Origin of the sequence: Amycolatopsis japonica, assembly GCF_000732925.1 — a bacterium.
Taxonomy (GTDB): Bacteria; Actinomycetota; Actinomycetes; order Mycobacteriales; family Pseudonocardiaceae; genus Amycolatopsis; species Amycolatopsis japonica.
Genome location: NZ_CP008953.1, coordinates 4793273 through 4817156 on the forward strand (window position 1 = coordinate 4793273; position 23884 = coordinate 4817156).

The window sequence follows — 23884 nt, forward strand, 5'->3', positions numbered from 1 at the left end:
TGCAGAACTGTAACCTGTTCTAGTTCTGTCACCGTATAGCGAGACCGGCCGGTTCCGCAACGGGCCGTCGCTCCCCGGCCGGCCTTCGAGACCTCAGCGCAGCGGTTCGAGCGCCTTCGCGAGCGGCTCCAGCACGGCGGGGGTGTGCGGCGGCGGCAAGTAGATGATCGCCAGGTCGAGCCCCACTTCACCGAGTGCTTCGGCCTCCGCGGCCACCTTCGCGTAGTCACCGTCCGCGCCGAGGCGGACGTGCGAGGACAGGGTGATCTCCTTCGGATCCCGGCCGATGTCCGCGCAGTGCCGGTGCAGCACCTCTCGCTTGTGCGCGAACTCCTCCGGCGTGCCGCCGACGAAGTTCCAGTGCTGGGCGTACTTCGCGGTCGTACGCAGGGTCCGCTTCTCGCCGCTGCCACCGATGCAGATCGGCGGATGCGGCTTCTGCACGCCCTTGGGTTCACAGCGGGCGTCGGTCAGCTGGTAGTGCTCGCCCTGGAAGCTGGTGGTCTCCTGGGTCAGCAGGCCGACGAGGACCTCGCAGGCCTCCTCGAAGCGGTCACTGCGCTCCTTGATGGTGCCCAGCTCCATGCCGTACGCGCCGGATTCCTCTTCGTTCCAGCCCGCGCCGACGCCGAACTCCAGCCGTCCGCCGGAAACGATGTCCAGTGTCGCGGCCATGTTCGCGAGCAGCGCGGGGTGACGGTAGTGGATCCCGCTGACCAGCGTGCCCACCCGGAGCCGTTTCGTGGCCTGCGCGAGCGCGGTGAGCGTCACCCACCCTTCCAGGCAGGGGCCGGTCGAATCCGAGAAAATGGGATAGAAGTGATCGAAGGTCCAGCCCGATTCGAAGAGTTCGATCTCGTCGGCGGCCTGCCAGACGGCGAGCATGTCGGACCAAACGGTGTCCTGCGGCGAAGTCTTGATGGCGAATCGCATGATCTTGATCGTAAACCTGGAGTTCCTCCAGTCGCTCCCGCAATTCAGCGGGCGATGCCACGGCGAAGATAATCGTCGGCGTCCACTCCGGACTCGACGAGCAACGCGTGCGTGTGCTCGCCCAACGCCGGGACGTCACCCATGCACGCCTCGAAATCGTCGAACGTCACCGGCGGCAGCAGCGCGTCGATCCGGGCGAATTCGGTGCCGACCTTGCGCCAGCGATCGCGCGCCCGGAGCTGAGGATGGTCGGCGACCTGGCCGACATCCTTGAGTTGGGCGGCGGGCACCCCGGCCGCCGCGAGCCGGTCGTCGAGTTCGCTGTTGGACCACAGCGAGGTCTTCGCGGCGACAGCGGCGTCGCATTCCGCGCGGTGGGCGACCCGCTGGACGTTGGTGGTGAAACGCGGGTCGTCGGCGAGTTCGGGCGCGTCGAGGACGTCGGTGACGAGCGTGCGCCAACCCGAGTCGTTCTGGACGCCGATGAGCATCTGACCGTCGCGCGTGGGGAAGGCGTCGTACGGCGCGATCGAACTGTGGCTCAGTCCCATTCGCTCGGGCTCGGTGCCGGCGTACATCCGGGTGTTGAGCGCGTATCCCATCCATTCGACGGTGGCTTCCAGCATCGAGACCTCGATCGTCGCGCCTTCACCGGTGCGCCAGCGGCGCAGCAACGCCGCCAGCACCGCCTGCGCGCAGTACATGCCCGAGGCGATGTCGGCGGTCGGGATGCCGGTCTTCGCCGGCGCGTCCGGGGTGCCGGTGATCGCGATGAGCCCGGCCTCGGCCTGGACCAGCATGTCGTAGGCCTTGCGCCGCTCCATCGGCCCGCCCGCGCCGAACCCGGACAGGTTCACCACGACCAGCTCGGGGTGATCCGCCCGCAGATCACCGAAACCGAGCCGCTCCGCCGCGCCGGGCGCGAGGTTCTGCACGAACACGTCGGCCTTCGCGACCAGCCGCCGGACGACGTCACGGCCCTCGCCGGTCTTGAGGTCGACGGCGAGCGATTCCTTGCCCCGGTTGAGCCAGACGAAATGCGCGCCGCTGCCGTGCACGGCGTGGTCGTACGCGCGGGCGAAATCCCCGCCGTCGACACGTTCGACCTTGATCACCCGCGCGCCGAGGTCGGCGAGGTTGCGGGTGGCCAGCGGCGCGGCTACGGCCTGTTCGACGGCGACGACGGTGACCCCGTCGAGTGGCCGCGTCATGCTTTCTTCTTCTCGGCCCGCACCAGCCCACCGCCGATGATCAACCGCTGGATTTCGCTCGTGCCCTCGTACAGCCGCATCAACCGGACGTCCCGGTAGATCCGCTCGACCGCGACCTCGCGCATGTAGCCGCTCCCGCCGTGGACCTGCACCGCGAGATCTGCGGCCTTGCCCGCCATCTCGGTGCAGAACAGTTTCGCCGCCGACGGCGCGATCCGCCGGTCCTCCCCCGTCACATACGCCCGCGCGGCCTCACGGGCGAGCGCGCGACCGGCGAGCACACCGGTCTGCTGATCGGCCAGCATCGCTTGCACCAGCTGGAAATCCCCGATCGGCGTACCGCCCTGGGTGGCCGACGCGGCATACGCGACCGACTCGTCCAACGCCCGCTGCGCCGTCCCGACCGCGAGGCCCGCCATGTGGATCCGGCCGCGCGCCAACGACGTCATCGCCGCCTTGTAGCCGACTTCGCCGTCTCCGCCGACCAGCGCCTCGGGCCCGACGCGAACCTGCGAGAACGTCACGTCCGCGGTCCGCGAACCCTCTTGCCCCATCTTGGCGTCCTTCGCCCCGACCGTGATGCCCGGCGCGTCGGCGGGCACGAGGAACACCGCGATCCCGGTGTCCGTCCGCGCGAACACCACGAACAGGCCGGCCTCGGTGGCGTTGGTGATGAACTGCTTCCCGCCGTCGATCACCCAGCCGTCACCGTCCGGCTTCGCACTGGTCCGCAACCCGGCCGGATTCGACCCCGCGCCCGGCTCGGTCAACGCGAACGACGCGACGACCTCACCTGACGCGATCCCCGGCAGCCACCGGGCCTGTTGTTCCCGGGTGCCGAAACCGACCAGCACCTGCCCGGCGATCCCGTTGTTCGTGCCGAACATCGACCGCAGCGCCAGCGACGTGTACCCCAGCGCCATCGCGACCTCGACGTCCTGCACCAGGTCGAGGCCGAGCCCGCCCCACTCCTGGGGGATCGCGTACCCGAACAGTCCCATCTCCGCGGCCTGCGCCCGCAGATCCGCCGGAATGGCGTCCGTGTTCATGATCTCCAGCTCACGGGGCATCACCCGGGTGCGCACGAAATCGCTGATCTGGCTGAGAACGTCCGCGAACACGTCGTCGGGGACGTCGGGGTTGCCGGTGTACATGCCCTCACTATCGATCACCGTCCGGGCGAGGTCCACACCCTCGGGTGGACCTCGCCGCGGGACCTACCGGAGATGTTGATCACCGTCCTAACGTCGAACCATGCGTACACGAACCGCTTTCCTTTCCCTTGTCAGCGCCGTCGCCCTGTGCTTCACGATTCCGGCGGTGGCCTCCGCGGCCGACGGCGAATTCACCTACCGCTACTACGACGAAGACGAAGAAATCCAGGTCGGCACCCTGGTGGATCCGGACGACGGCGAATGCATCGAAATACCCGAAATAGCCGACTGGGACGTCGACGCGTTCCGTCCGCGGAACGACACCGACTCGACCGCCGTGGTGTTCCTGGACGACGACTGCTCGAGCGACTCCTACTTCTCGCTTCGCCCGAACGGCGGCCGGGGCTCGGACAGACTTCTCTTCCGCTCGGTCATCTTCAGTTAGGCCGAGCGGCCGTCGACACCGCGGTCCGCGCGGCGAAAGATGAGCCGCGGGGGTGGTCGTCGTGGCACGACGTGGACTTGTCTTCCTGGCCCTGCTCACGATCTTTCTGGGGCTGATGGTTCCCCGTGCCTCGGCCGACTGCCCGGTCGCCAGGTACGAGGGCGACCTCGAAGGCGCACGCTATCTGGTGCTGGTGCCGGAAAACTGGAACGGCACGCTCGTGCTGTGGAGCCACGGGATGTACTCCGTGGCGTATCCGGAACCCGATCGGATCGCGCTGACGTCACAGCCCGCGACCGAGTCTTTCCTGCTGGCGCAGGGATACGCCTTGGCCGCGTCCCAGTATCGGACCGTGCGTGGCTGGTCGATCGAGGAGGCGCTGACCGACCAGACCCGGTTGCACGACTGGTTCACCCACACGATCGGCCCGCCGCGACGCACCATCGCGGCGGGCGAATCGGTGGGCGCGATCACCGCGACCCTGCTCATCGAGCGGAACCCGCGCCGGTTCGACGGCCTGATGACCTTCTGCGGCACCCTCGCCGGCGGGGCCGCGCACTGGAATTCGTCGCTCGATGTCGGGTACGCGCTGAACACGCTGCTCGACGCACGGCTGCAGCTGGTGCGGATCACCGATCCCGCGGCCAACGTGGGCAGATTCGTCGACGTGGCGCAGGCCGCCACCGCGAATCCGGGAGGCAGGGCGCGGCTCGCGCTGGCGAACGCGCTGGCCGAGATCCCAGGCTGGCTGGACGCCACGCAGCCCCGCCCGCAGGACGTCGCGGATCAGGTTTTCTGGCAGGGCGTCTGGGATCGCTTCTACCGCGCGGGAGCGTTCGGGATCGACCGGGTCGCGCTGGAACAACGGGCCGGCGGCAACCCGAGCTGGAACGTGGGCGTCGACTACCGGCGGATCCTGGCGAAGTCCGGCGAACGGACTCTGGTGGAACGCGCCTACGCGGAGGCGGGGCTCGACCTCGGCGCCGATCTCGACCGGCTGGCGAAGGCGCCCCGGATCACTCCGGATCCGGCCGCGTCCGCCTATCTGGCCCGCTTCGGGCTGCCGCTGGGTCGCACGCCGGTCCCGGTGCTGACCATGCACACCGTCGCGGACGGCACCGCACCCGCGGCGCACGAACGCGCCTACGCCGACCGAGTGGGGCCGGGCGACGAACTCCGTCAGCTGTTCGTGAACCGCGCAGGTCACTGTGTGTTCACCGCGTCCGAGGAGATCACCGCCCTGCGCACGCTGGAACGGCGGCTGGACAGTGGAGATTGGCCGTCGACCCGCCCGGCGACGCTCAACGCCGAAGCAGGCACGCTCGCCCCGGAACACCAGACGATCTTCGACATCGTGCGGGAAGCCCGGGTGACGACCACGCCGGCGTTCGCGCGGCATTCGCCTCCCCCGTATCCGAGGACGCTGCCGTTCTAAGGTCCGGCGAGGATCGTCAGCCCGTAGGCCGACAGGATCCGGTTGATCGGGACGAAGTAGGTGGAGCCGCCGCTCGAGCAGTTGCCGCTGCCACCGATCAGCACGCCCTGCGCCTGTGTCCCGCTGACGAACGGTCCGCCGTTGTCCCCCGGCTCGGCGCAGACGGAAGTCCGGGTCAAACCGGTCAGCGTTCCCTCCGGGAAGCTGATCGACACGTTCTTCGCCTGAATGGTGCCGCAGTGCCAGCCCGTGGTCGCGCCGTACCTGCACACCGACGCGCCGACCGGGGCCTCGACCGACCCGGTGATCGTCACGCGGGGCTGGGTGGGCGGAATCGAGCCCACCAGCCGCCAGTCGGTCGTGTTGGTCACCCGGATGACGATCGCGCCAGTCGGCGGGGTCTGGGCGCCCACGACCACCCCGACCACCCGGCCGGCGCTGCGGATCGTGTCACCGGGCTTGCCGCAAGCCGAACTCGCGATCAGGTAGCCGGTCTTTCCCGAGACGGCGGCGAACCCAGCTGTGCACCGCGTCGCGGCGCTGCTCTGCAACACGCTCCCGCCGCCGAGTGGGGCGGGAGCGCTCGCTTGCGCGGTCGACGGCAGGGCCAGGCCGAGGGCCAGGACCAGGCAGGACAGGGATCGGGGCAGTCGCACGGGACCCTCCGATGGCCGGGGATGTCCCGATCGTAACGAGCGGAACGCCCCGGCCCATCCGCCGAACCGCGCATTCTCAGCGCCAGCCGAGCTCCGGCGCCACGTGGGTGAGGATGCTCTCCAGCACGTGCGCGTTGTACTCGACGCCGAGCTGGTTCGGGATGGTGAGAAGCAGGGTGTCCGCGGCTTCGATCGCCTCGTCCTCCTTGAGCGCCCGCACCAGCTCGTCCGGCTCGGCGGCGTACGACCGGCCGAAGATCGCCCTGGTCGTCTCGTCGATCATGCCGACCTGATCCCGCGAGTCCCGGTCACGCCCGAAATACGCCCGGTCCAGGTCGTTCGTCAACGCGAAGATGCTGCGGCTGACCGACACCCGCGGCTCACGCGAGTGACCGGCCTCCTTCCAGGCTTCGCGGTAGGCCTCGATCTGCTTGCGCTGCTGGACGTGCAGCGGCTCCCCCGTCTCATCGTCCTTGAGCGTGGAACTCTGCAGGTTCATGCCCTGCTCCGCCGCCCACACCGCGGTCGCGTTGGAGCTGGATCCCCACCAGATCCGCTCGCGCAACCCCTCCGAGTACGGCTCGAGCCGCAGCAACCCCGGCGGATTGGCGAACATCGGCCGCGGATTCGGCTGCGCGAACCCCTCGCCCTCGAGCAGCTTCAGGAAGACCTCGGTGCGCTGCCGGGCCATGTCGGCCGCGGTCTGCCCCTCCGCCGGCCCGTACCCGAAGTACCGCCAGCCGTCGATCACCTGCTCCGGAGATCCCCGACTGACCCCGAGCTGGAGCCTGCCGCGGGAGATGAGGTCGGCGGCGCCCGCCTCCTCGGCCATGTACATCGGGTTCTCGTAGCGCATGTCGATCACGCCGGTACCGATCTCGATCTTCGACGTCCGGGCCCCGATCGCCGACAGCAACGGGAACGGACTCCCCGCCTGCCGCGCGAAGTGATGCACCCGGAAGTACGCGCCGTCCACGCCGAGCTCCTCGGCCGCGACCGCCAAGTCGATCGACTGATGCAGGAAGTCGGCCGCGGACCGCGTCTCGGAGTGCGCGCTCGGTGACCAGTGGCCGAAGGACAGGAAACCAATCTTCTTCACGCCCGTGTAAGCGCCCAGCGCCCGGCTTTGATTCCCCACTCTCCGTAGCCTCCGGTCACACTACGCACTTTTAGCCTTCGACCTGGGAGAACTTGCCACCCTGACGCCACGAGAGCTTCCGGAGGGTAACCGATCATGGTCTCAATGTAGGTCTGCGTGACTATACGTACCCCCCTGATTGAGGCCTCCCAGGCGACGTATACTCTTCTCACATCAGCAAGTCCGAGTGGCGGAATGGCAGACGCGCTAGCTTGAGGTGCTAGTGTCCTTAACGGACGTGGGGGTTCAAGTCCCCCCTCGGACACCGCTTTAGATGAGATCTCACCAGTTGCGAGAACCTTCACTCAACTCTACCGAGTGAAGGTTCTCCTATTTCAGAGGCATGCGACCGCCCTCCGGAGGAGGAGCGGCAATTTGCGCAGTGGATGCGGATGGCAACCAGACGCAAGATGTCACTGCGGGAGTTCGTGCCCCGGGCAGGCTCCGCCGCGATGCTCAGCGGTAAACACTCTGTCCGCAGTGAACGGGCAGCACTCTCAGGATGCACATCGATCAACGAGAAGCCACTGGTCATCCGGGCACTCGTACCCCTGATCATGCAACGTCGGAAGCCCTGTCGACCGAGACCTGAAGCTCGTACCACCCCAAGACGCGCCAGGTCAGCCAGCTCGGACAGAGGTGGAAGACAGCGACAATTACCCAATCCTGTTCCTGACGCCCGCTCTGCCATCGGCGCGCACATGCTACAGGAATTCCACCAGCGCGGTGCCTGGCGTGAGTCGGCGGGACTCATCCTTCATGGTCCATCCACCGATAGACAGGTACAGACCGGGCGGGCACAAGCTTTAGTCTGCTAATCCACGGCGAGCGATCTGCTCGGCGTCATGTTCACGACCTGGCTGGACTGCCAGCCACTTGACGAATGAGCTGAGCGCTTCGGGGTGACCGACGGCTATGGCATACCGGTAAGCCTGCTCAACCTCTTCTTCGAGGCCGGGCTGTTGCTCCAGCCACCCCCTGAACGCCTCAACCGCTAGAAGCTCCCCGCCGACGATACTGTCCCGGTAGGCTTGCTCGGCCTCTGCCTCACGGCCGGGCTGACGCGATAGCCAGTCAGCGAACGCGGACTGTACGAAGAGGCCACCGGCGGCGGCAGCGTCCCGGTAGGCCTGCTCGGCCTCTGCCTCACGGCCGGGCTGGCGGGACAGCCAGTCAGCGAACAGGCGAGCAGAATCGTAGTCATCGGCGGCGATAGCGTCCCGGTAGGCCTGCTCGGTCTCCTTCTCTCGGCCGGGCTGGCGGGACAGAAGTTTAGCCAATCCCTCGGCCGCGCGGAGATCTTCAGCGGCGATAGCGTCCCTGTAAGCCTGCTCGGCCTCTGCCTTACGGCCAGGCTGTCGCGCCAGCCACGAAGCGAATGCGTGTCTCGCACCAGCGAACCCGGGTCGCGCACCGCTGCCATCTGCGGTGACTGCCTTCCGGTAAACCCGCTCAGTCTCTTCTTCGCGACCAGGCTGGTGGGACAACCACTGTGCGAACATGATGAGCGTGTCGGCATCGCCGTCAGCGATGGCGTCCCGGTAGGCCTGCTCGGCCTCTGCCTTACGACCGGGCACAGTGGCCAGCCACTTCGCAAACCCGATGCGCGCGGCGGGAATCCCCTCGGCGATGCCATCCAGGTGTAACCGCTCGGCGTCTTCCACGCGACCAGGCTGGCGGGACAGCCAATGAGCAAAAAGATTTCGTACTGGGCGTTCACCTCGCGCAATGGCGTCCAGGTAAGCCTGCTCGATGTCTCCCTCGCGATCGGGCTGCTGCTCCAGCCAAGGAAGAAACTCGTACAGCACGACGGGATGGCCCCCGGCCACGGCCGCCCGGTACGCCTGTTCTGCGTCGTGTTCACGTCCTGGGCGGTTGGCAAGCAATCTCGCGAGTTCGGCTAGCGCCTCGGGGGTACCTGCGGTTCGGTAGAGAGCCTCACCATGGTCGAACCGGCCGCGAGCGCTCGCAAATATGGCAGCGTTGAATAGGTCCTCGGGGCCTGCGGAGTGGTCATGCAGTGCATCCCAGACAGCGTCGACGACCGGCTGGGTGCGGCGGGTCAGACTGAGGTGCTGTTCGAGGTAGTCGGCCAATTCGTAGGTGACGTGCTCGCTCGCAGTGTCGTCGGGGCCAGGGTCGTCGAGCGGGATCAAAGCTTGGACGCCTTGGGTGGAGCGGAGTGGCTGGGTGGCGTGGGCGATCGCCGTGTCGAACCAGCCATGTGGCGGGGTGGCCTGGCCGCGTTCCTCGCGCCACAGCGCCGTGGCGATCGCACGCAGTAGGGAGACAGACATCGGGCTGGTGTGACCGAGGCGGCGCGCATCCCCGGCGGCGTCGAGCAGCAGCTGGTCCATGGGGTTCGGCGCGGTGAGGTAGTGCTGGAGAAGTTCATGGCCGCCGGCGAGGGTCTGTGTGAACCCGACACGGTCAGGGTTGGTGAGTGCAGCTCTGAGGCGAGCGTCACCGGTGCTGGCTACGAGCGCTTGGGCTTTCTGGCGTTCGTGCGGGGAGAAGTCGCGAGGAATGTCATGCCAGTGCACCCACTGGTTGGCGTTGACGAGCAAGTCCCGGTTGTCGCTGAGATGATCGGCCGAGGTGGTGGCGTCGCGGAGCTTCTCGGCCCACAGCGTCCCCACCATAACGATGGGATGCGGGCTTCGGGGTTTCCCGCCGTTGTGGTGCCTGGTGGCCGTGAACAGGTCGCGCAGCACATCCAGCGACAGTCCTGTCCCATTGGGACCGAGAAAGGTCTGCAGCTCGTTGAGCCACAGCACGCATCGCCGACCGTACAGCAGCCCGGACGTGACCAGGCCGCGCAGCGCCGACGCCGATCGAGGGCGGACCACTGCCCACCCGACGCCAAGTGCCTGCACGGCCTCAAACAGCGACCGGGTTTTCCCGGTCGACGGCCCGCCACGCAGCACCACCAGGGCACGCAGTTCGCCGCTGGCGGAGGCAGCTACGTCCGCACGCAGCGATGTGTCATGATCCCGCTGGACGTAGGCGGGCGGCGACATGACGTCGTTATGGTCGTTGGCGACAACCCGACCACGGCGGATCGCCGGGTGCACGGTCGCTTCGGCAGGCGTGAACTCGTCCATCTCCCACACCGTGCAGTCGGCCTCTGCCGCGGCGACCGACCACCCGACAGTCGCCGGGTCAGGAGTATTTGGCCTAGTGAGCCGATGCAAGCGCACAGCCTCAGCACGTTCATCATCAGTGACTTCGAGCGCGGTCAGCAGGGAGTTGAGGATCCCCTCGCCGCGGCTGTGACCGGGCTTGGTGATGTAGTTCTCGGCCGTCCCTCGACTGCACAAGGACCGCTCCGCGAGTTTCTCGAATGACAGGCCGCGGCGCTCCTTGAACTTGGCCAGGAGCGTGCAGAGCTGCTGAGCGGCGGCGAGGTCCTGCTGCACCATCAGCACATCTTCCCACCCGCCCTTATGGCCGAACTCCGCGCCTGCCCGATGATTGCAACGGCAGCAGACGCCCGCTCCGATGTACACATCCATCGCCCACGTCGGCGCCGTGTTCAATGGATGTGCTGACCAGCGTGGTGGACGGCGTCATCGTGGAACCACACCGGCCGATCGGCGGTGACGATGACTTGAAAGGTGGGGACGATGGGCTCAAAACCGATCGCTCTGCTCAGTTCCGCGGTCGGCGGTACGGCACTCCTTCCGGTTCTGCCTGTTTGGTGTGTGGTCACCGTGGCCCTGGTAGCCGTGGCGCTCGCCGCTGTCCGGGTGATCGTTACCCAGGTGATTCGCCTCCGCGCCAGCAGCGAGCTCACCACCAGTGCGCACGCCCTCCGGGTCCTGGAACTTGAGAACGGCAGCGGATCCGCAGCAAGTAGCCAGCCGTGAACCAGCTCAGGCTCGTCGCCATCGGTTCGCACGACAGAGCCAGCGGCAGGGAACAGCGGAGCGCGCGACTGCGCTGCTCATTTCGATTGGCGATGATCAAGGCGTGGCGAGCGCCGCTAGCGTCGTGGCTGCTAAGCGGCTCATCAGGGCAAAGGTTCGCGGCGTTCTCCCCCGGGCCGTCTACGCGCTCTGAACCCGATAAGGAGCACGGCGACACGATCCCGGCAGGCCCAGGCGCCACACACAAGGCCGAGTTCGCGTTGGTGGAAGATTGCATGCACCTGCCGCCGTCCATCTTTGGCCATGTTAGTCGTTGGCCTCAGAGGCAAGCTCGCCTGCTATTGTTGTCTTTGAGCGTCACCCCTGAATAATTCGCGAAGGGCTTTTGACGCCAGCAACCGGGATGATGGCCGACACGCCCAGTCAATCGCGTTCCTATCGGCCGAAAAACTTCGCGCGGACAGTTCCCGGTGCGAATATTGAGTTCTCAAGCACGGTAGGCGCCGCGGCAAGATTGAAGTTCCTCTTGCCGACGACTGACCGAGCAGCTAGTATCGGTCTGATCAAGTATTTTATAGTTGACTCAAGGGGAAGTAGTGTCACGCCTTCATGGATTACAAGAATTCTGGAGCGAATTCAAGGTCCTAGGGTACGACGTAGACTATTTTGTGACCGCACGGCTCTTCGATGGCATGCCGGCGGTTTGGCCGCAGGAGTTAAACTACGTACGGTGGCGCCACCGGGTAGCAACTCAGCTTGACGTTGATCCAATGGCTGTGCAATTAGTCGGCAGTGCTCGATTAGGCTACTCCATGAACCCAAGGAAGGAATATAAAAGATTTGATGAAGATTCCGATCTTGACATAGCCGTGGTATCACTTGAGTTATTCGATAAGGCATGGAGTGAGCTTCGACATATTATTGATAATCAGAGCCTTGAGGGCAAGAAAAACTATCTTCGGAAGCTTGTTTTTGAAGAATGCATTGCACTCGACATTGTGCTTCCGCATCTATCTTTCGGCGAGCAGTGGTCGCAGGCTCGCGACTTATTCATACAAGATCTTGGGCGAGACTTTCGAAATTGCTCCGTGAACTACAGGTTGTATCGAAATCATAGGTCACTTAGAAGCTATCAATTAAAAAGTGTTAGTACCGCGAGAGATCGCGCAATAGAGGAAGGAGTTGGCCATGGCTGATCACGCACTTAAGTTTGAGATTGAATCAAAGACCGTCGCGGAGTTTAGAGCCTTGGACAAATCTGGCGAACTGATCCTTCGGCCAGAGTATCAGCGCAAGATCGTGTGGCCAGACCGCGCGAAGGTCTCACTGATGGAGACAATTCTTTTAGGCTATCCAATTCCCGAGATTTATCTCTCATATGAGACGACGCCCGATGGCGAGCAGACTGCGTCAGTGGTTGACGGTCAACAGCGCCTTACCGCCTTGTTGGAGTTCATTAAAAATAAGTACACTCTTGACGGCTTAGAGGCAGGCAGTCTTCGCGAAAAGTTTGAGGGTAAGTATTTTAAGGACTTGCCCGATGAGGTCCGTCAAGAATTTTTCCAATATCGATTTCCAATTCGACGCCTCTCTAACCTTGCGGATGAATTTGTGCGAGCCGTGTTTGCGAGGGTCAACCGCGTCAACATGGTTCTCACGGAGCAGGAGTTAAGAAACGCGTTGCTCCCTGGGCCATTTAGTGATTTTCTTAAAGACTGTGCGACACACTCTATTAGTAGAGTTTCAGGGGTATTTAGCGGCGAAAGGCGAAATAGAGGTGGTGATTTAGAGTTTTTTGCAGAGGTCTTTGGAACTTGCATCTTCGGACTTTCAAACAAGAAGGCCGAGCTGAACGAGCGATATGACAAGATTTCAGCTGACTTCGAAGACTACCGAGATAGGTCGGAAGAGTTCGTCCGCTTGCTGGACTTCCTTTCCGGAACAGTGAAGTGGGCAGGTCGGACTAGGTGGTCAAATATTGTTGACATGTTTACCCTGCTGCACGTTAGCTGGAATCTGCGAAGTCTCCTATTCGAGGCCAGCACTGAGCAGGCGACTCAACTTCGCGACGTACTAGATTTATTTCAGCGCGCCGTTTCATCGCATAAACGGAGCGGCGAGAAATCAGACGCCGAGGAACTGATTTCAACTCTTGCCGAAACCCTTGACCTGCCGACGGAGTCTATTAAGGATACTATCGAGGAGTACACGTCAGGTATTAGAAATTCTTCCGACTTGGGTTCACGTCGGATTCGTTCTAATAAATTGCAAGTAGTTTTCTCTCGAAATTTTGACTAGGCGAATGTTGTCGATCCGTATTCGGTTGCCGGCATCAGTTTCGCAGAGTCGAGGCTAGATGGAGTCCTCGGGCAGAAAGCAAACGACTCGGAAAAGCTCGATTGAGGTACCCGATGGGACTATCGGCTGTAACGGGCACCTCGCCTGATGGAAGCAGTCTCGCCGTATCCGGCGGCACGCCGCGCCAGGGCGAGAACTGCTTCTGGCGCGGTCGTCGCGACGATATATGCTGGGCGCAGCTCTTCTGGCAGGCTTTCTGGTTTGATGTAGGCCGGGACTTGCTCCAGGCCGTCCCACGAGTTGCCGTCTGACTTGTCGTATGTGCCGTTCTTTGCTGTCTCGTCGGCCAGCCCTTCGCGGAGCTCTTCGTGCACCTTTGTGGTCATATCGTTGTTTATCGTCTGTAGGCGTTCGGGTGCGCCCAGTACCGGCAGGTCGGTTAGCAGGTCCTTCAGTTCGGTGAGGTCAGGCTATAAATACCCGAGCTCTTCAGAGGCGCGCCATCGATCGGCGATCGTCTCGTCAAGTATCTGGTGACTGAGACGAAGAGGCGTTTCCGACAGGATGATGAGGGTGCTCGCCAGCGAGTTGACGCAGTGTGGAGTACCCAAGGCTGGTTGGTTGGGTTATTCTCGATCGTGTAGGCGACGAGTTGGGCGAGCACCGTGGAGTCGATGACGACCGCGACCATCACGCATTAATACGGTGCTTAGCTTACAGTCGGGCCAGCTGTATGCAAAGTTGTCCAAGTCGTGTACACGATCGCGCTTGCGACCACGGCCCTACTTCTATGCGGGCACGAGCATCTGGCTTGTCAGGTGGGCAGGTGTAGGCGTGTGGTTAGTGAGCAACACGCCCCTCGGACACCCGCATTATTCACACGCAAAGAGGTCGTCGCGTAGACGGCCTCTTTTTCGTTGTCGTACCGCAGGTCAAGCCTCAGATCCCGGTAGAGCCGTGCCAGCTTGCCCGGTTCACTATCAGCGAGCGCTGCCCCGATGTCGCCAAGCGAGTCGATCATCGCGTAGACCTCGGCGTCGGTGATCCCCGCAGGCTCGCCCGCGGCCGCTAACGCTCCCTGCGCTGCCGCTCGGTCCGCTTGGGCCTCGTTGATGCTCTCGACCAGCGCTGTCGGGTCGACGCCCGCGGCGATGGCGTCTTGGAAGCGCCTGAGCTTGGCTTCCGCCTCCTCCAGCTGCTTGCTTGCGACTCCATCACCCTCGGCTCGCACCGCTGGCTGGGCGCCCAAGAGCTGGCTGACGGTTCGCTCAATGTTCTGCTGATCGAACAGGCCCCCAATCCAGCCATTCACAGCGTCGCGCAGAGGCTCCTCACGGAGATAGATCGTGGGCGGATGCGTGAGCAAGGCCTGTGCACCAGGCGCCAAAGTCCGGACTGGGCATCGGTAGTACATGCCGTACTTGCGCGGACTGCCTTCCATCTTCCGTTCGCACGCGGCACACCGGATGAGACCGCGGAACAAGTACACGTGCTTCACCGGTCGACCTGCACGTTCGGCCTTGCGCGCCGTCCGGAGACCGCCTGCCGCCTTGGCTCGCCGGATCAACTGAGCCTGTGTGAAGTCCTCGACCGACACGATCTTGGGATGAGCGGGCTTACGTGACCGCACCACCCGATCCGGCTTCGCTCGCCGGAACCGCACGACGTTCCCGGCGGCGACGTCATCAGGGTCGAACAGCATCTCCTGCCGAGCCGACCGGCCGAAGACCGCATAGCCCGTATAGCGCGGGTTCTCCAGAATCGATCGCGTCGTGCTGCCCTGCCATCCGTCGGCCAGCCGATGCCGGTTCTGCTCCGGCCGCCGAGCCGAAGGACACGGGATCCCATCGCGGTTGAGCCCGTTCGCGATCGCTCGATCACCCATCCCGTCGAGGTACTCAGCGAAGATGCGGCGCACGACTTCGGCCGCCGGCTCGTCGATCGCGAGCACCCGCAGACGGAACCCCTCCGCAGCCTTCCTCGGGTTCGGATGTGGCCCGCCGTCTACGACCACGTACCCGTACGGGGCGCGGCCACCCTGGTGACGCCCCTCATTGACGACCTGCGCGTCCATCGCCGCCCGGACCCGCGCCTGAACGTGCTGCCGCTCTGACTCACTCATGCCACCCAGCACGCTCATCAGCATCTTGTGCGACGGATTCCGCGGATCGAACCGCCCACCGAGCTCCGGAACCCACAGCTCCACCCCGTACGCGGCGAACCGCGGAGCGATGAGCGAGAACTGGTTGCCGAACCAACAACGGGTCCCCTCCCCGACGACCAGGGCGTTCCACGTCCGGCGCGGATTCTTCAACTCGGCGAGCAGACGGCCGGTCGCGGTCTAAATCTCAACCATCGTTAGAGCGTCGAGCAGCTCTTTCGCTTTGGATCGTACTCGGCGTGAGCGCACTACGAGCACAGTTTCTGCTCACCTGTCAATGTTGAGGGCCAGGGAACCAGCTCATCCCGTGCTGCCCGCGAGGTCGTATACCGATCTCGCGAGGGCCATCTGTGTAGCGTGCCTTGCCTCGCATCGGCCGCGCACTCTCCTTCGTCGACCACACTGCCTTGCAACTGGGTCGCTGGCCTCTTATCCGCACTGCCCTGCCGGTGCCAGACTGGGCTGACGAACCTGCCTAACCTCGGTCGTGGATTAGGCACGTTCAGGACGGAGGTGGTACCCGAAGATGAGGCTGTTCACCACTCCGCCCGGCTATGACCAAGCAGGATCTCTGAGCGCCTCGCCCCGGCAACAACCGTGTGACGACTCGGCTGCTCGCTATGACAAGCAGCAAGACGTAGCCACACTTTCCGCATGCTCCCATCGCTTATAACAGGCTTGTTCGCACTCAGCGGCGTCGCTCTGGGTGTTCTCCTCGAACCTGTCAAGACGGCTGCCGCAGGCAGAGCCAAGCGGCGAAATGATCGCGCCCTGCTATGCACCTCGTTCATCAACACCGCAGCCGCCATGCGGTCACACCTGCTCGCTCTGAACGTCCGGCACCGTATGCGGGAAGTCGGACACCTCGAGGTTGACCGCGACGAGATCCGGGACATCGAAGAGCGGTACTTCGAGCACCGGACAGAGATTCGTCAGCAGTTGCTGCTCCTTCAACTGCAAGGCCCGAATGACCTTGCAGCCCAGGCAGGACTTGTAAGAAATGCCGATAGAGAACTCCGTGACGCGCGATTCTCTATCGATGACAACGGTAAGTTCGACCGGCACGTCATGCCGACAGCCCTCAAGTCAGCGGCTCTCACTTTCGAAAGTGAGATCGAAAGGTTCGCCCTCCTTGGGCGGAAGTATATTTAAAGGGCCAGCCTGCAGCCTCTAGTAGAGTATGAGGATCCTGGCAGAATGCTGGCGGGTCGGGCTTGCCGAGGACTGCCTATCTAGGGACTAGGAACACGGCATCGCTCCTCGGTCTCCCTGCGTCGCATGCGGCTCCACGGAGCCGCTCGGCGGACCGCGTACACCACACTATGAATGTGTGTAACGCTCGGTGACTGCACTAATCATGCATACCACGCGCGTTGTCACTGCCGCAGTCGAACAGCTGAGGCAGTTCCGGTTCATACAGACCCACATCAACGGATGGCCTAGCAGTTTCAGTGTGCCGAAACTGCTAGAAGTCACGTAACCCACAGACGTGTGAATAGTGAGCAACACGCTCTTCGGACAACCCTGTGGGCTCAAAGTCCCCGGTGACACATCGCGGTCGGCTTGCCCTGCACTGATTACCGAAATTGGTAGGATGTCGCATCGGCGGTTTCTTCGTACTGCGTTTCGTCGTTCCAGTCTACGGTCCGCCGGTACTCGGGGTGGTTGCGATCCATCAACGCCGCCAGGTGAACCGGCGCTGGATAACTGGTTCGCCCGTCCCAGGACACCGCGTGGTCACACAGTCGCGCCGCCGCGACTGCGTAGCGTTGCGGGTCCGAGTCCGATCCGACGACCACAATCTCGGTGCTTGTGTGGGCATACCACGTGTGCTTGCCCGTTTGTGCGTCCGTAGACCAGCGTCCACTGTCGAGGCCCGCTCGGCTATGCCGTCCACTGCCAGCAAACTGACGAGGGACGTTGGCCAAGATCCACGTGTTCGCGGAGGCTGAACCGTCGAGCCGGTACAGCGACCGTGTCGTCTTTACTATGCGCGGGTCTTTTCCCGCCTCGGCGGCGGGTTTGCGCACCTCGACCGGACGTGGCAGGTCGCGGGTCCCCGACGTGACGCGGACAACGGCTCGCGGGCGGTGCCCGAGCGCAGGATTCCAGCCAGGCAACGCCGGCCGGTTGCCGACTCGGCCCGCGGCGTCCGGTTCGATGTCGAGGTTCTTGTTCGCCAACAACGGCCACAACGAGCGCGAGCTGTCGCCGGAGACCATCACCACGTAGCCCGCACCAGTGGCAACGTGCGGGCGCAGCTGACCAAGTGCGGTGTCGATCGCCGCGACGAGGCTTTCGTCCTGCCGTTTGCCACCGGGTAGTGGGTGGGCGCGGAAAGCCGTGTTCGCCGTGAAGTAGTCCTCCCAGCCGGTTCCCCTGCCGGTCTTCGGGTGCGGTGCAAATTGATAGGCGAGGGTCCGCCAGTGCTCCCCGTCGGGAATCATGGCGACGAGTGACCAACCGAGCTTCGGTGCGCCCTTGGTCCAGACCTCCCCGCGCTGCGCTCGCACGTGCAGGCCGACGTAGGTGATCGGATCAGGCGTCCCGAGGCTGCCCGAGGCCAGCGCGGTGGTCAATCTCGGGTGAACCAGACCGGCGGCTCGCAGCAGGTCCGCCACCGCGTTATTACCCGCGTGATCTTTCGCCGGGTCCTCCGCAGCCTCGGCCGTCGCGAGGAACTGAGCCAAGACACCACGCTCCGCGAGTATCCGGCTGACCACAGGCTTCGCGTCCTCGTCGAGAGGCTGGCCGTCGAACTCGGTTTCACACAGCGCCAGGACTCGCGTTCCGTCCTGAGCGACGAGGTGCGGAACTTGGTTGAGCGCCGCGGCTCGCTCGCGGTGCCCGCTGCCGTGGGCCAGCAGCGAGGCCGCATGGTGGAACACGACTTCAACGTGTGCTCCGGCTTGGACCACCGTGTCCTCTGGGGCACCCTCCGAGAGGTCTGGCCGGGCGAAGTGGTGGGCCAGCAGCCGCTGCAACCGGGCGCGGGTGCGCTGCGTGCGGTAAAGCGCCAGGACGCGCAGCCGTTCGCCGCCGGAGGCCTTGATGACCGCGGGTAGTCCGCTCTCATCGAGCATATCGGCGTCCCGACCAGCAGTCACAACCCGCTTGGCCTGTGCGGAGAACTTGTGGCCTCGCACTTCGCGGGCGGTCACGTTCGGCACCCCGAACGCTTCCGCAGCGTGGCGGCCCAGTTCGCGCACGGTGTACATGCCCACGCCGCGGCCGATCGGGAACCGGACCGATTTCGGTACCAGGGCCCGCAGCCGTCCAGGCGTGCCGGCGAGGTCGAGGTCGCCGGGCTCGAGCAGGTTCTCGCCGCGGAGACGATGCGACACCGACAAAGCGATCCCGCTCGTCACCTCGATCCTGGCGGCACGGCCTCGACCCTCGACAGCGAGGCAGAGCAGCGGGTCCTCTACGCAGCGCGGCGCCAGCCAGGCGCTGCGGGTGCCCCCAAGCCAGCGGCTCAGCCGCGACACCGACGGGTCTACTACCACGACCGGTGTCTGAACACCGGGCAAAGTCTTCATCAGCAGTCGGATTCGCAGTGCCGCGTAGCAGAGTTCTCCGCCCTCCTTCCAGGCGCTGGACCACAACGCCTGGTCGGCCCAGACCACCAGGTTTCCGTCGGTATCCGCTCGCAGCGGCACCTCGCGGCCGTCGACCCGCCATGGCACACTTGCCAACCTACGAGCGCACTCCCACGTGGCCGCGTCGTAAACCCAATTGGGGGCGTCGGGCTGGTCACCGACGTGGTGCACCTGCTCGGCGAGCGACACCTGCTCGACCGCGCTATCCGCGATGAGGTCCGCCAGCTCGCTCAGGTAATCGAAGACGATCTCTTCATTCGGTACGCCGAGCACAACCTGCTCCCACAGCACCACGGCGTCGTGGACGTCACGCCGGTCCAGAGGCGCACTGGTGACGAGCCGCTCTGGTGCTTGGTCTTTGCTGGGGGGAAACAGGTTCACGCAGGCGCCGCTGTAGGCGCGCAGTGCCGTGGCCAGACCCGAGTAGGGGAGATTGACGTTCGCGCGCACCTTCATCCGGTAGCGAGTCCGAAGCCGGTTCCACGCATCGTCCACGCTGCTCGGCAGCCGGTAGACGTGCGCTGTCCCGTGCAGCACCTCGGTGAGTGGATAAGCCAGCAGGGAAAGCTCCTTGTCGCCGGTCATGGCCTCACCTCCTCGGCGCCGATCCCGGCGAAGTCCAGCCAGGAAACGAGTGTCGAGCCGTAAATACGGCGGAGCTCCCGCTGTTCGACCGGCTTGAGATTTTCGTGGTAGTAGCCGAGGAGGCCCGGGATGTCTGTGCCGTACTTGGGGTCGTGGAAAGCTCCGTCCGTGAGGTACAGCTCCACCGGAGTACCGCCACGCCGTGCCCGGCCCGCCAGCTGGATCATGTCGACGAGCATCCCGGCGACCACCTCTGCCTTGAGCGTTCGGTTCAGCCTGCTGAACCGCGGATCGCTGGTGAGAATGCGGAACAGTCGTGAGAACGCGCGTTTGCGCTGCTCGACCCACGTCGCCACCGGGTCGACTCCAGAGCGGCTCTCGCCCAGAGCGTGCCCGTTGACACTGGCAAACATCTCCGCGGAGTCGGTCAGCTGGGTCGGTGGGCGCACGCACACCCACACCGAGGCCAGGGCGGAGCGCTGGTCGTCGGGCACCAGGATGTTGAGACCGCGAGCCACGAGGCTCAGCGGTGCGATGCACACCTTGACCTCCGGATGTAGCACCGGCAGGGACTCCAGTTCGTCGATGGTCAAAGTCACGACTTCAGTGGGCAGCACCACCGATGACGGAGCGCCACTCCGGGGAACGACGACCGCCAGCCAGCCACGATCGAGTATCCGGTTCGCGATCCCGGCGGCGAGCAGCGCGGCGTGCCGGTAGGAGTTGCCGACCAGCATGCACAGCTCGCGGTCCGGATCGGTGGCAGCCAGCAACTGCAGGTGCTGGTCGAGGTGCTGGTCCCAGAGGAACTCACCGAGCTCGCGGATCGCCGCCGGTTTCCCGGACTCGCCGCGGCCGCCGATCCGGATTGTGGTCTCGGTTCGAGCGTCGAGGGCTTGCCCGGACCTGGTCGTGAAGGCACCCGGCTTGGCGTCGGTCATCGCGTAGGTGACAGGCGTCCGGATGTGCTCGCGAGCGGCGCCGGGGAAGTACGCGGTGGCGGACAAGCCGAGCACCTGCCGTTCCACACCCGCCGCGGCGAGCGCCACCATACCGCCCAGCTGGACGACCGTCGTGTGAGGGTCGCCTCCTACCGCCTGCACGGACAGGGTCCCGCCGGGCCGAGGGTCCTCGACCCGCTCGATCCGGAACCCGAACAGTAGGTAACCCAACGGTCCGTACGGGATCGCCTGGTGCTGGGCCACCGTCCCTAGCTGCTCCGCGAGTGCCCGAGCGGCAGGCATCTCTGTTCCCGGGGCGGCGACGGCGAAGGTGAGTCGGGTCAACGCCTGGTGCAACGCGCCCAGCCAGGTGCGGACCAGCAGCGCATTGATCACGTCGCGGCGGTAGTCCGGCGCCGCGATGTGCTCGGTGAGCACTTCGTGGAGCCGGTGCCGGATCTCCCGGATGCGATCTTGGCCACTGTCGTTGCTGACGGCCGAGGCCAGCAGACCAGCGACCTTGCCCAGCCACGCCGGCAACTCGGTGCCACCGGCTCCACCGGTATCCGGGAACAAGCTGTTGAACTGCTGGTAGACCTCGGCCGGTACGTCGTCCGATGTGTCTTCGCTGCGGTCAGCTATTCCGAACAGGTGCGTGAGAAGCATCCGGTCGCGCGAACCAGGAAGGTGCCAACCCGAGTCCACGCTGTCGGGCACGGACTTGCGCGAACGGGGAGCGGTGGGGCGCTCGTCGCCCAGCCACAGCTCGCCTTCCAGGACGTAGTTGAGGAACTGGTCAGCCAGGAACCGGGTACGCGTGAGCGGTGGCACGACCGCGCGGTCTTCGGCCGGCAACAGCATGCTCCGTTCGGTGTCCAGCCGGACGAGGGGAAGCTCGGTCGCCGTGCCGCTGGCCGCGAGCTTGAGTTGCCTGGCACCCGCGTCGAACATGTTGCTCTGCAGCATGTCCACCTCGTCGACCAAGAGCACCGCGCAACGGCGCAACAGGAACTCCCGCACCGGCAGGCGGTTGAGATCGACCCCGTCGACCCGCACCGGGACGGGCACGCTGCCGTCGACGAAGTTATGGTGGTTGGTGACGATGATGTCGGCGGACGCCGCCTCGCGGAGGCCCTGGTGCCGGCCGCACACACCGAGGTACGGGCAAGCGTGCCGGGGTGAGGGTTGGCGTTTGAGTTGGGAATCGGACTGCTCGACTACGGGACGCAGCCCGGTGCACGGCTCGTCAGGGGCAAGGGGTTGCGGCCCGTCGACTACCAGCGCTGTGAGCGCGCAGCCGTAGCCCAAGGCGTCGAACCGGTCCCACTGGCCACGCTTGGCACTGTGCTCGGCCTTCTCCGCGAGGCGCCGGGGCGACACCAGCGCTCTACAGCTCCGAGGTGACTGCAGGACTCGAAGGTCCCCGGTGATCTTGCCGACGGTTTCCAAAGCTTCGTGGACGGTGCCGACCACGATCGCGACGGCAATGCCGGAACGGGCAAGGTGCTCGGCGAGAAGCCTGATCAGGACGGATTTGCCGACTCCGGTCGGTGCGTTCAGGAGCCGGGTTCTGCCGGACCGCAGCAAAAGCTCAGCCACAGGGACGTCCTCGTCGTCACGCAGTCCGGCGAACAGCTCGCGGAGGACCTCTTCCTGCCAGTTTTTTTCGCCGCGGCATTGTGCGATCTCCGCGGCCAGCTGCAGCAGTTGTCCGGTCTTGACCGCCAAGTCACCCAAGAAAGGCGTGGTGTCGAGGCTGATCGGGTCGACGGCAGCGTTCGCCACCGCAGCCGGAAGATCCACAATGGACTCTCCACGCCATCCGAACGTCCACCTACCCGGTCCCGCCACGGACAGCGGGCTCCTGTTCTGCGCGTACTTTTCCTCGGCTTCCCGCACCAGGTGCGCGACAAGATCGAGGGGGCGTTGTCCGTGCCGCGCCACCACCGCCACAAGCTCGTCGGCGGGGACGTCGTCCGGGCCGACGTACGGGCTGTCCGGATCCGTGCACAGAGCACGCGCCCCCTCGAGGAACCGGCGAGGTGCCCCGATTTCATTGGGCCTGATCCGCAAGAAACGTCCCACCAGGCGCTTCGTGGCCTCCGGCTGCCCGTCCCAGGCGCGCCACAGGTCGAGCCGGCCCCCGGCGATGAGCGCGGCCGCGTCCAGGGGCACGGTCATCCGGCCGTCGGGATCCGGGAACCCGAAGAACTCCTCAGCGAGCGCGCAGGCGATCTGGGTGGCGATGCCGCTCGGTGCGCTGGTCATGCCGACACCGTCGCGGCGTCGTCGAGCTCAGCCAGGATGCCCTTCATCGTGGCGGCCCGGTACCCGGAGCCACCGATCATGTGCTGCAGCAGGTCCAGGCTCGAGCGCTGGTGATCAGGAACGACGATGACCAGCCCCGGTGCCGCGGGACGGGTGCCGCGCAACGCCTCGCCCAGGGCGACGGGAGATGCCCATGCCTTCGCGTCCACGCACCACGACTGCCCGCCCAGCTCGATCTCCAGGTCGTAGCGATCGCGGTGCGGCCACATCTCCACGTCCGCTCCCAGGCCGAACGCGTGATCCCGTATCCCGCATTCCAGCAAGCCGGGCAAGGTCACGTACCGCCAGACGACGCGAGACACCGCCAGCGACTCCTTCGTGGCGGGCTGCGCGGGCACCAGCCGGGCGCGTTCGCCCGCGGGGTGCAGCTCGGGTGCCTTGCCCGTGCGGTTTTCGACCCGGCAGGTGTACATCACGCCGCGGCGAGCGTGCGCCTCGCAGCGGACGTCCACGATCGAACCCTTTCCGAGCACTCGCATCGGCCACCGGCAATCCGGGCAGGCGAAGAACCAGCCGCGCACCTGTCGCCACGGCCAGTCCGCGACAGGCTCGTAGAACTGGGGCAGCAGGCTGCCCCAAGTGCGGCGCAGAGTCCGGAGGTCACCGACCGGCTGCTCGACGAGTTCGGCCCGCAACCGCACGTAGTCCGCCTCGGTCAACCTGCGCAGTACCTCGTAAATCCGTCGTTCCTCCTGTTCAGAGGCCATCCGGTCCCAGGGCCAGAACTGATCGAGTGCGGCGGACGGCACCAGGAACTCCGCGCACAGGTCCTCGGCCTCGTCGGTGAACCGGCCCTCCGCGTCGAGCAGCACGACTTCGGCGATACCGCTGGTGTCCACGTCGCGGGGAAGCAATGCCCCCACCGGTTCGCTCAGCCCGGCGCGGAATCGGGCCATGGAGGGAGCTCGGCCGAGGGGATGCGTGGCAGCGAGCACGCCCAGGCAGGTCATCAGTGCGCGCGCCTTCCGTTCCCCGGGGAGATCGGGGTCGCCTAGTGCGGCCGCCGCGAGGCAACAGGCCGTGATCGCGCGGCCGCGACGAGGATCCGCCGGAATGGTGGCCGGCGGATCGGTTTCGGCGAGGTCCTCCCCCACAAACACAACCTTCCTCGGGATCGTCGGTGAGCGATGT

At 65.1% G+C, this 23884-nt stretch carries 17 protein-coding genes and 1 tRNA gene; 6 read left to right on the forward strand and 12 right to left on the reverse strand.

Annotated elements, in window-relative coordinates; all coding sequences use genetic code 11:
* Positions 1-93: 93 nt before the first annotated feature.
* Genes AJAP_RS22165 through AJAP_RS22175 form a run of 3 tightly spaced genes read right to left on the reverse strand, consistent with a single transcriptional unit; the run spans position 94 to position 3298 of the window.
* Positions 94-933: an LLM class F420-dependent oxidoreductase gene (locus tag AJAP_RS22165; protein WP_038514911.1), complete on the reverse strand. Its 840-nt coding sequence runs from the start codon at positions 931-933 to the stop codon at positions 94-96.
* A 44-nt stretch (positions 934-977) separates the two neighbouring features.
* Positions 978-2144 (reverse strand): CaiB/BaiF CoA transferase family protein, encoded by a 1167-nt coding sequence (locus AJAP_RS22170; RefSeq protein WP_038514914.1) that lies wholly within the window; start codon positions 2142-2144, stop codon positions 978-980.
* Positions 2141-3298 (reverse strand): acyl-CoA dehydrogenase family protein, encoded by a 1158-nt coding sequence (locus AJAP_RS22175; RefSeq protein ID WP_038514915.1) that lies wholly within the window; start codon positions 3296-3298, stop codon positions 2141-2143. The genes AJAP_RS22170 and AJAP_RS22175 overlap by 4 nt, the downstream gene beginning before the upstream one ends.
* A 100-nt stretch (positions 3299-3398) precedes the next feature.
* Here AJAP_RS22175 and AJAP_RS22180 point away from each other — a divergent pair, with 100 nt between their 5' ends.
* Both AJAP_RS22180 and AJAP_RS22185 read left to right on the forward strand, forming a co-directional pair.
* Positions 3399-3743, forward strand: a complete 345-nt coding sequence (locus AJAP_RS22180; protein WP_038514918.1) for a hypothetical protein — start codon at positions 3399-3401, stop codon at positions 3741-3743.
* 61 nt (positions 3744-3804) lie between these two features.
* Entirely contained in the window at positions 3805-5178 is a 1374-nt protein-coding gene (locus tag AJAP_RS22185; RefSeq protein WP_148311547.1) for a DUF6351 family protein, read from the forward strand.
* On the opposite strand, the gene AJAP_RS22190 is transcribed toward AJAP_RS22185, so the two are convergent.
* Positions 5175-5834 (reverse strand): S1 family peptidase, encoded by a 660-nt coding sequence (locus tag AJAP_RS22190; RefSeq protein ID WP_038514920.1) that lies wholly within the window; start codon positions 5832-5834, stop codon positions 5175-5177. The two genes, AJAP_RS22185 and AJAP_RS22190, sit on opposite strands and share 4 nt — an antisense overlap.
* Positions 5835-5910: 76 nt before the next feature.
* The gene (locus AJAP_RS22195) at positions 5911-6933 is read right to left on the reverse strand and encodes an LLM class flavin-dependent oxidoreductase (RefSeq protein ID WP_037336569.1); all 1023 of its coding nucleotides are present in this window, start codon (positions 6931-6933) and stop codon (positions 5911-5913) included.
* Between the two features lie 220 nt (positions 6934-7153).
* Between AJAP_RS22195 and AJAP_RS22200 the strand changes: the two genes are divergently transcribed.
* Positions 7154-7237 (forward strand) — tRNA-Leu (locus tag AJAP_RS22200).
* A gap of 541 nt (positions 7238-7778) precedes the next feature.
* Here the strand turns inward: AJAP_RS22200 and AJAP_RS22205 are convergent.
* Positions 7779-10394, reverse strand: a complete 2616-nt coding sequence (locus tag AJAP_RS22205) for a tetratricopeptide repeat protein (protein WP_148311548.1) — start codon at positions 10392-10394, stop codon at positions 7779-7781.
* Positions 10395-10598: 204 nt separating this feature from the next.
* On the opposite strand from AJAP_RS22205, the gene AJAP_RS43700 reads away from it, so the two are divergent.
* The 3 genes from AJAP_RS43700 (at position 10599) to AJAP_RS43075 (ending at position 13139) form a co-directional block, all read left to right on the forward strand.
* Complete coding sequence (locus AJAP_RS43700; protein ID WP_148311549.1) at positions 10599-10841, forward strand: hypothetical protein; 243 nt, start codon at positions 10599-10601, stop codon at positions 10839-10841.
* Positions 10842-11509: 668 nt separating this feature from the next.
* On the forward strand, positions 11510-12037 hold the full coding sequence (locus AJAP_RS43705; protein WP_148311550.1) for a hypothetical protein: 528 nt from the start codon (positions 11510-11512) through the stop codon (positions 12035-12037).
* Complete coding sequence (locus tag AJAP_RS43075; protein ID WP_084098281.1) at positions 12030-13139, forward strand: DUF262 domain-containing protein; 1110 nt, start codon at positions 12030-12032, stop codon at positions 13137-13139. Before AJAP_RS43705 ends, AJAP_RS43075 begins: the two co-directional genes overlap by 8 nt.
* A 119-nt stretch (positions 13140-13258) precedes the next feature.
* Here AJAP_RS43075 and AJAP_RS43710 read toward each other — a convergent pair whose 3' ends face one another.
* From AJAP_RS43710 to AJAP_RS22230, 6 genes are all read right to left on the reverse strand, one after another.
* Positions 13259-13525, reverse strand: a complete 267-nt coding sequence (locus AJAP_RS43710; protein ID WP_148311551.1) for a hypothetical protein — start codon at positions 13523-13525, stop codon at positions 13259-13261.
* Positions 13526-13953: 428 nt separating this feature from the next.
* Positions 13954-15453, reverse strand: a complete 1500-nt coding sequence (locus tag AJAP_RS22210; protein WP_228694550.1) for a recombinase family protein — start codon at positions 15451-15453, stop codon at positions 13954-13956.
* Positions 15454-16113: 660 nt separating this feature from the next.
* Complete coding sequence (locus AJAP_RS44110; RefSeq protein ID WP_038514925.1) at positions 16114-16365, reverse strand: hypothetical protein; 252 nt, start codon at positions 16363-16365, stop codon at positions 16114-16116.
* A gap of 512 nt (positions 16366-16877) precedes the next feature.
* Entirely contained in the window at positions 16878-19484 is a 2607-nt protein-coding gene (locus AJAP_RS22220; protein ID WP_038514928.1) for an RNaseH domain-containing protein, read from the reverse strand.
* Entirely contained in the window at positions 19481-22693 is a 3213-nt protein-coding gene (locus tag AJAP_RS22225; RefSeq protein WP_084098283.1) for a hypothetical protein, read from the reverse strand. The genes AJAP_RS22220 and AJAP_RS22225 overlap by 4 nt, the downstream gene beginning before the upstream one ends.
* A complete protein-coding gene (locus tag AJAP_RS22230) occupies positions 22690-23847 on the reverse strand; it encodes a restriction endonuclease-related protein (protein WP_228694551.1) in 1158 nt (385 codons plus the stop codon). Before AJAP_RS22230 ends, AJAP_RS22225 begins: the two co-directional genes overlap by 4 nt.
* Positions 23848-23884: the final 37 nt, after the last annotated feature.

What these genes read in the sequence shown, in the direction of transcription:
- AJAP_RS22165 (WP_038514911.1), bottom strand. Translation starts at nt 933, where the DNA reads ATGCGATTCGCCATCAAGACTTCGCCGCAGGACACCGTTTGGTCCGAC.
- AJAP_RS22170 (WP_038514914.1), bottom strand. Translation starts at nt 2,144, where the DNA reads ATGACGCGGCCACTCGACGGGGTCACCGTCGTCGCCGTCGAACAGGCC.
- AJAP_RS22175 (WP_038514915.1), bottom strand. Translation starts at nt 3,298, where the DNA reads ATGTACACCGGCAACCCCGACGTCCCCGACGACGTGTTCGCGGACGTT.
- AJAP_RS22180 (WP_038514918.1), top strand. Translation starts at nt 3,399, where the DNA reads ATGCGTACACGAACCGCTTTCCTTTCCCTTGTCAGCGCCGTCGCCCTG.
- AJAP_RS22205 (WP_148311548.1), bottom strand. Translation starts at nt 10,394, where the DNA reads ATGGTGCAGCAGGACCTCGCCGCCGCTCAGCAGCTCTGCACGCTCCTG.
- AJAP_RS43700 (WP_148311549.1), top strand. Translation starts at nt 10,599, where the DNA reads ATGGGCTCAAAACCGATCGCTCTGCTCAGTTCCGCGGTCGGCGGTACG.
- AJAP_RS43075 (WP_084098281.1), top strand. Translation starts at nt 12,030, where the DNA reads ATGGCTGATCACGCACTTAAGTTTGAGATTGAATCAAAGACCGTCGCG.
- AJAP_RS43710 (WP_148311551.1), bottom strand. Translation starts at nt 13,525, where the DNA reads ATGACCACAAAGGTGCACGAAGAGCTCCGCGAAGGGCTGGCCGACGAG.
- AJAP_RS22220 (WP_038514928.1), bottom strand. Translation starts at nt 19,484, where the DNA reads ATGACCGGCGACAAGGAGCTTTCCCTGCTGGCTTATCCACTCACCGAG.
- AJAP_RS22225 (WP_084098283.1), bottom strand. Translation starts at nt 22,693, where the DNA reads ATGACCAGCGCACCGAGCGGCATCGCCACCCAGATCGCCTGCGCGCTC.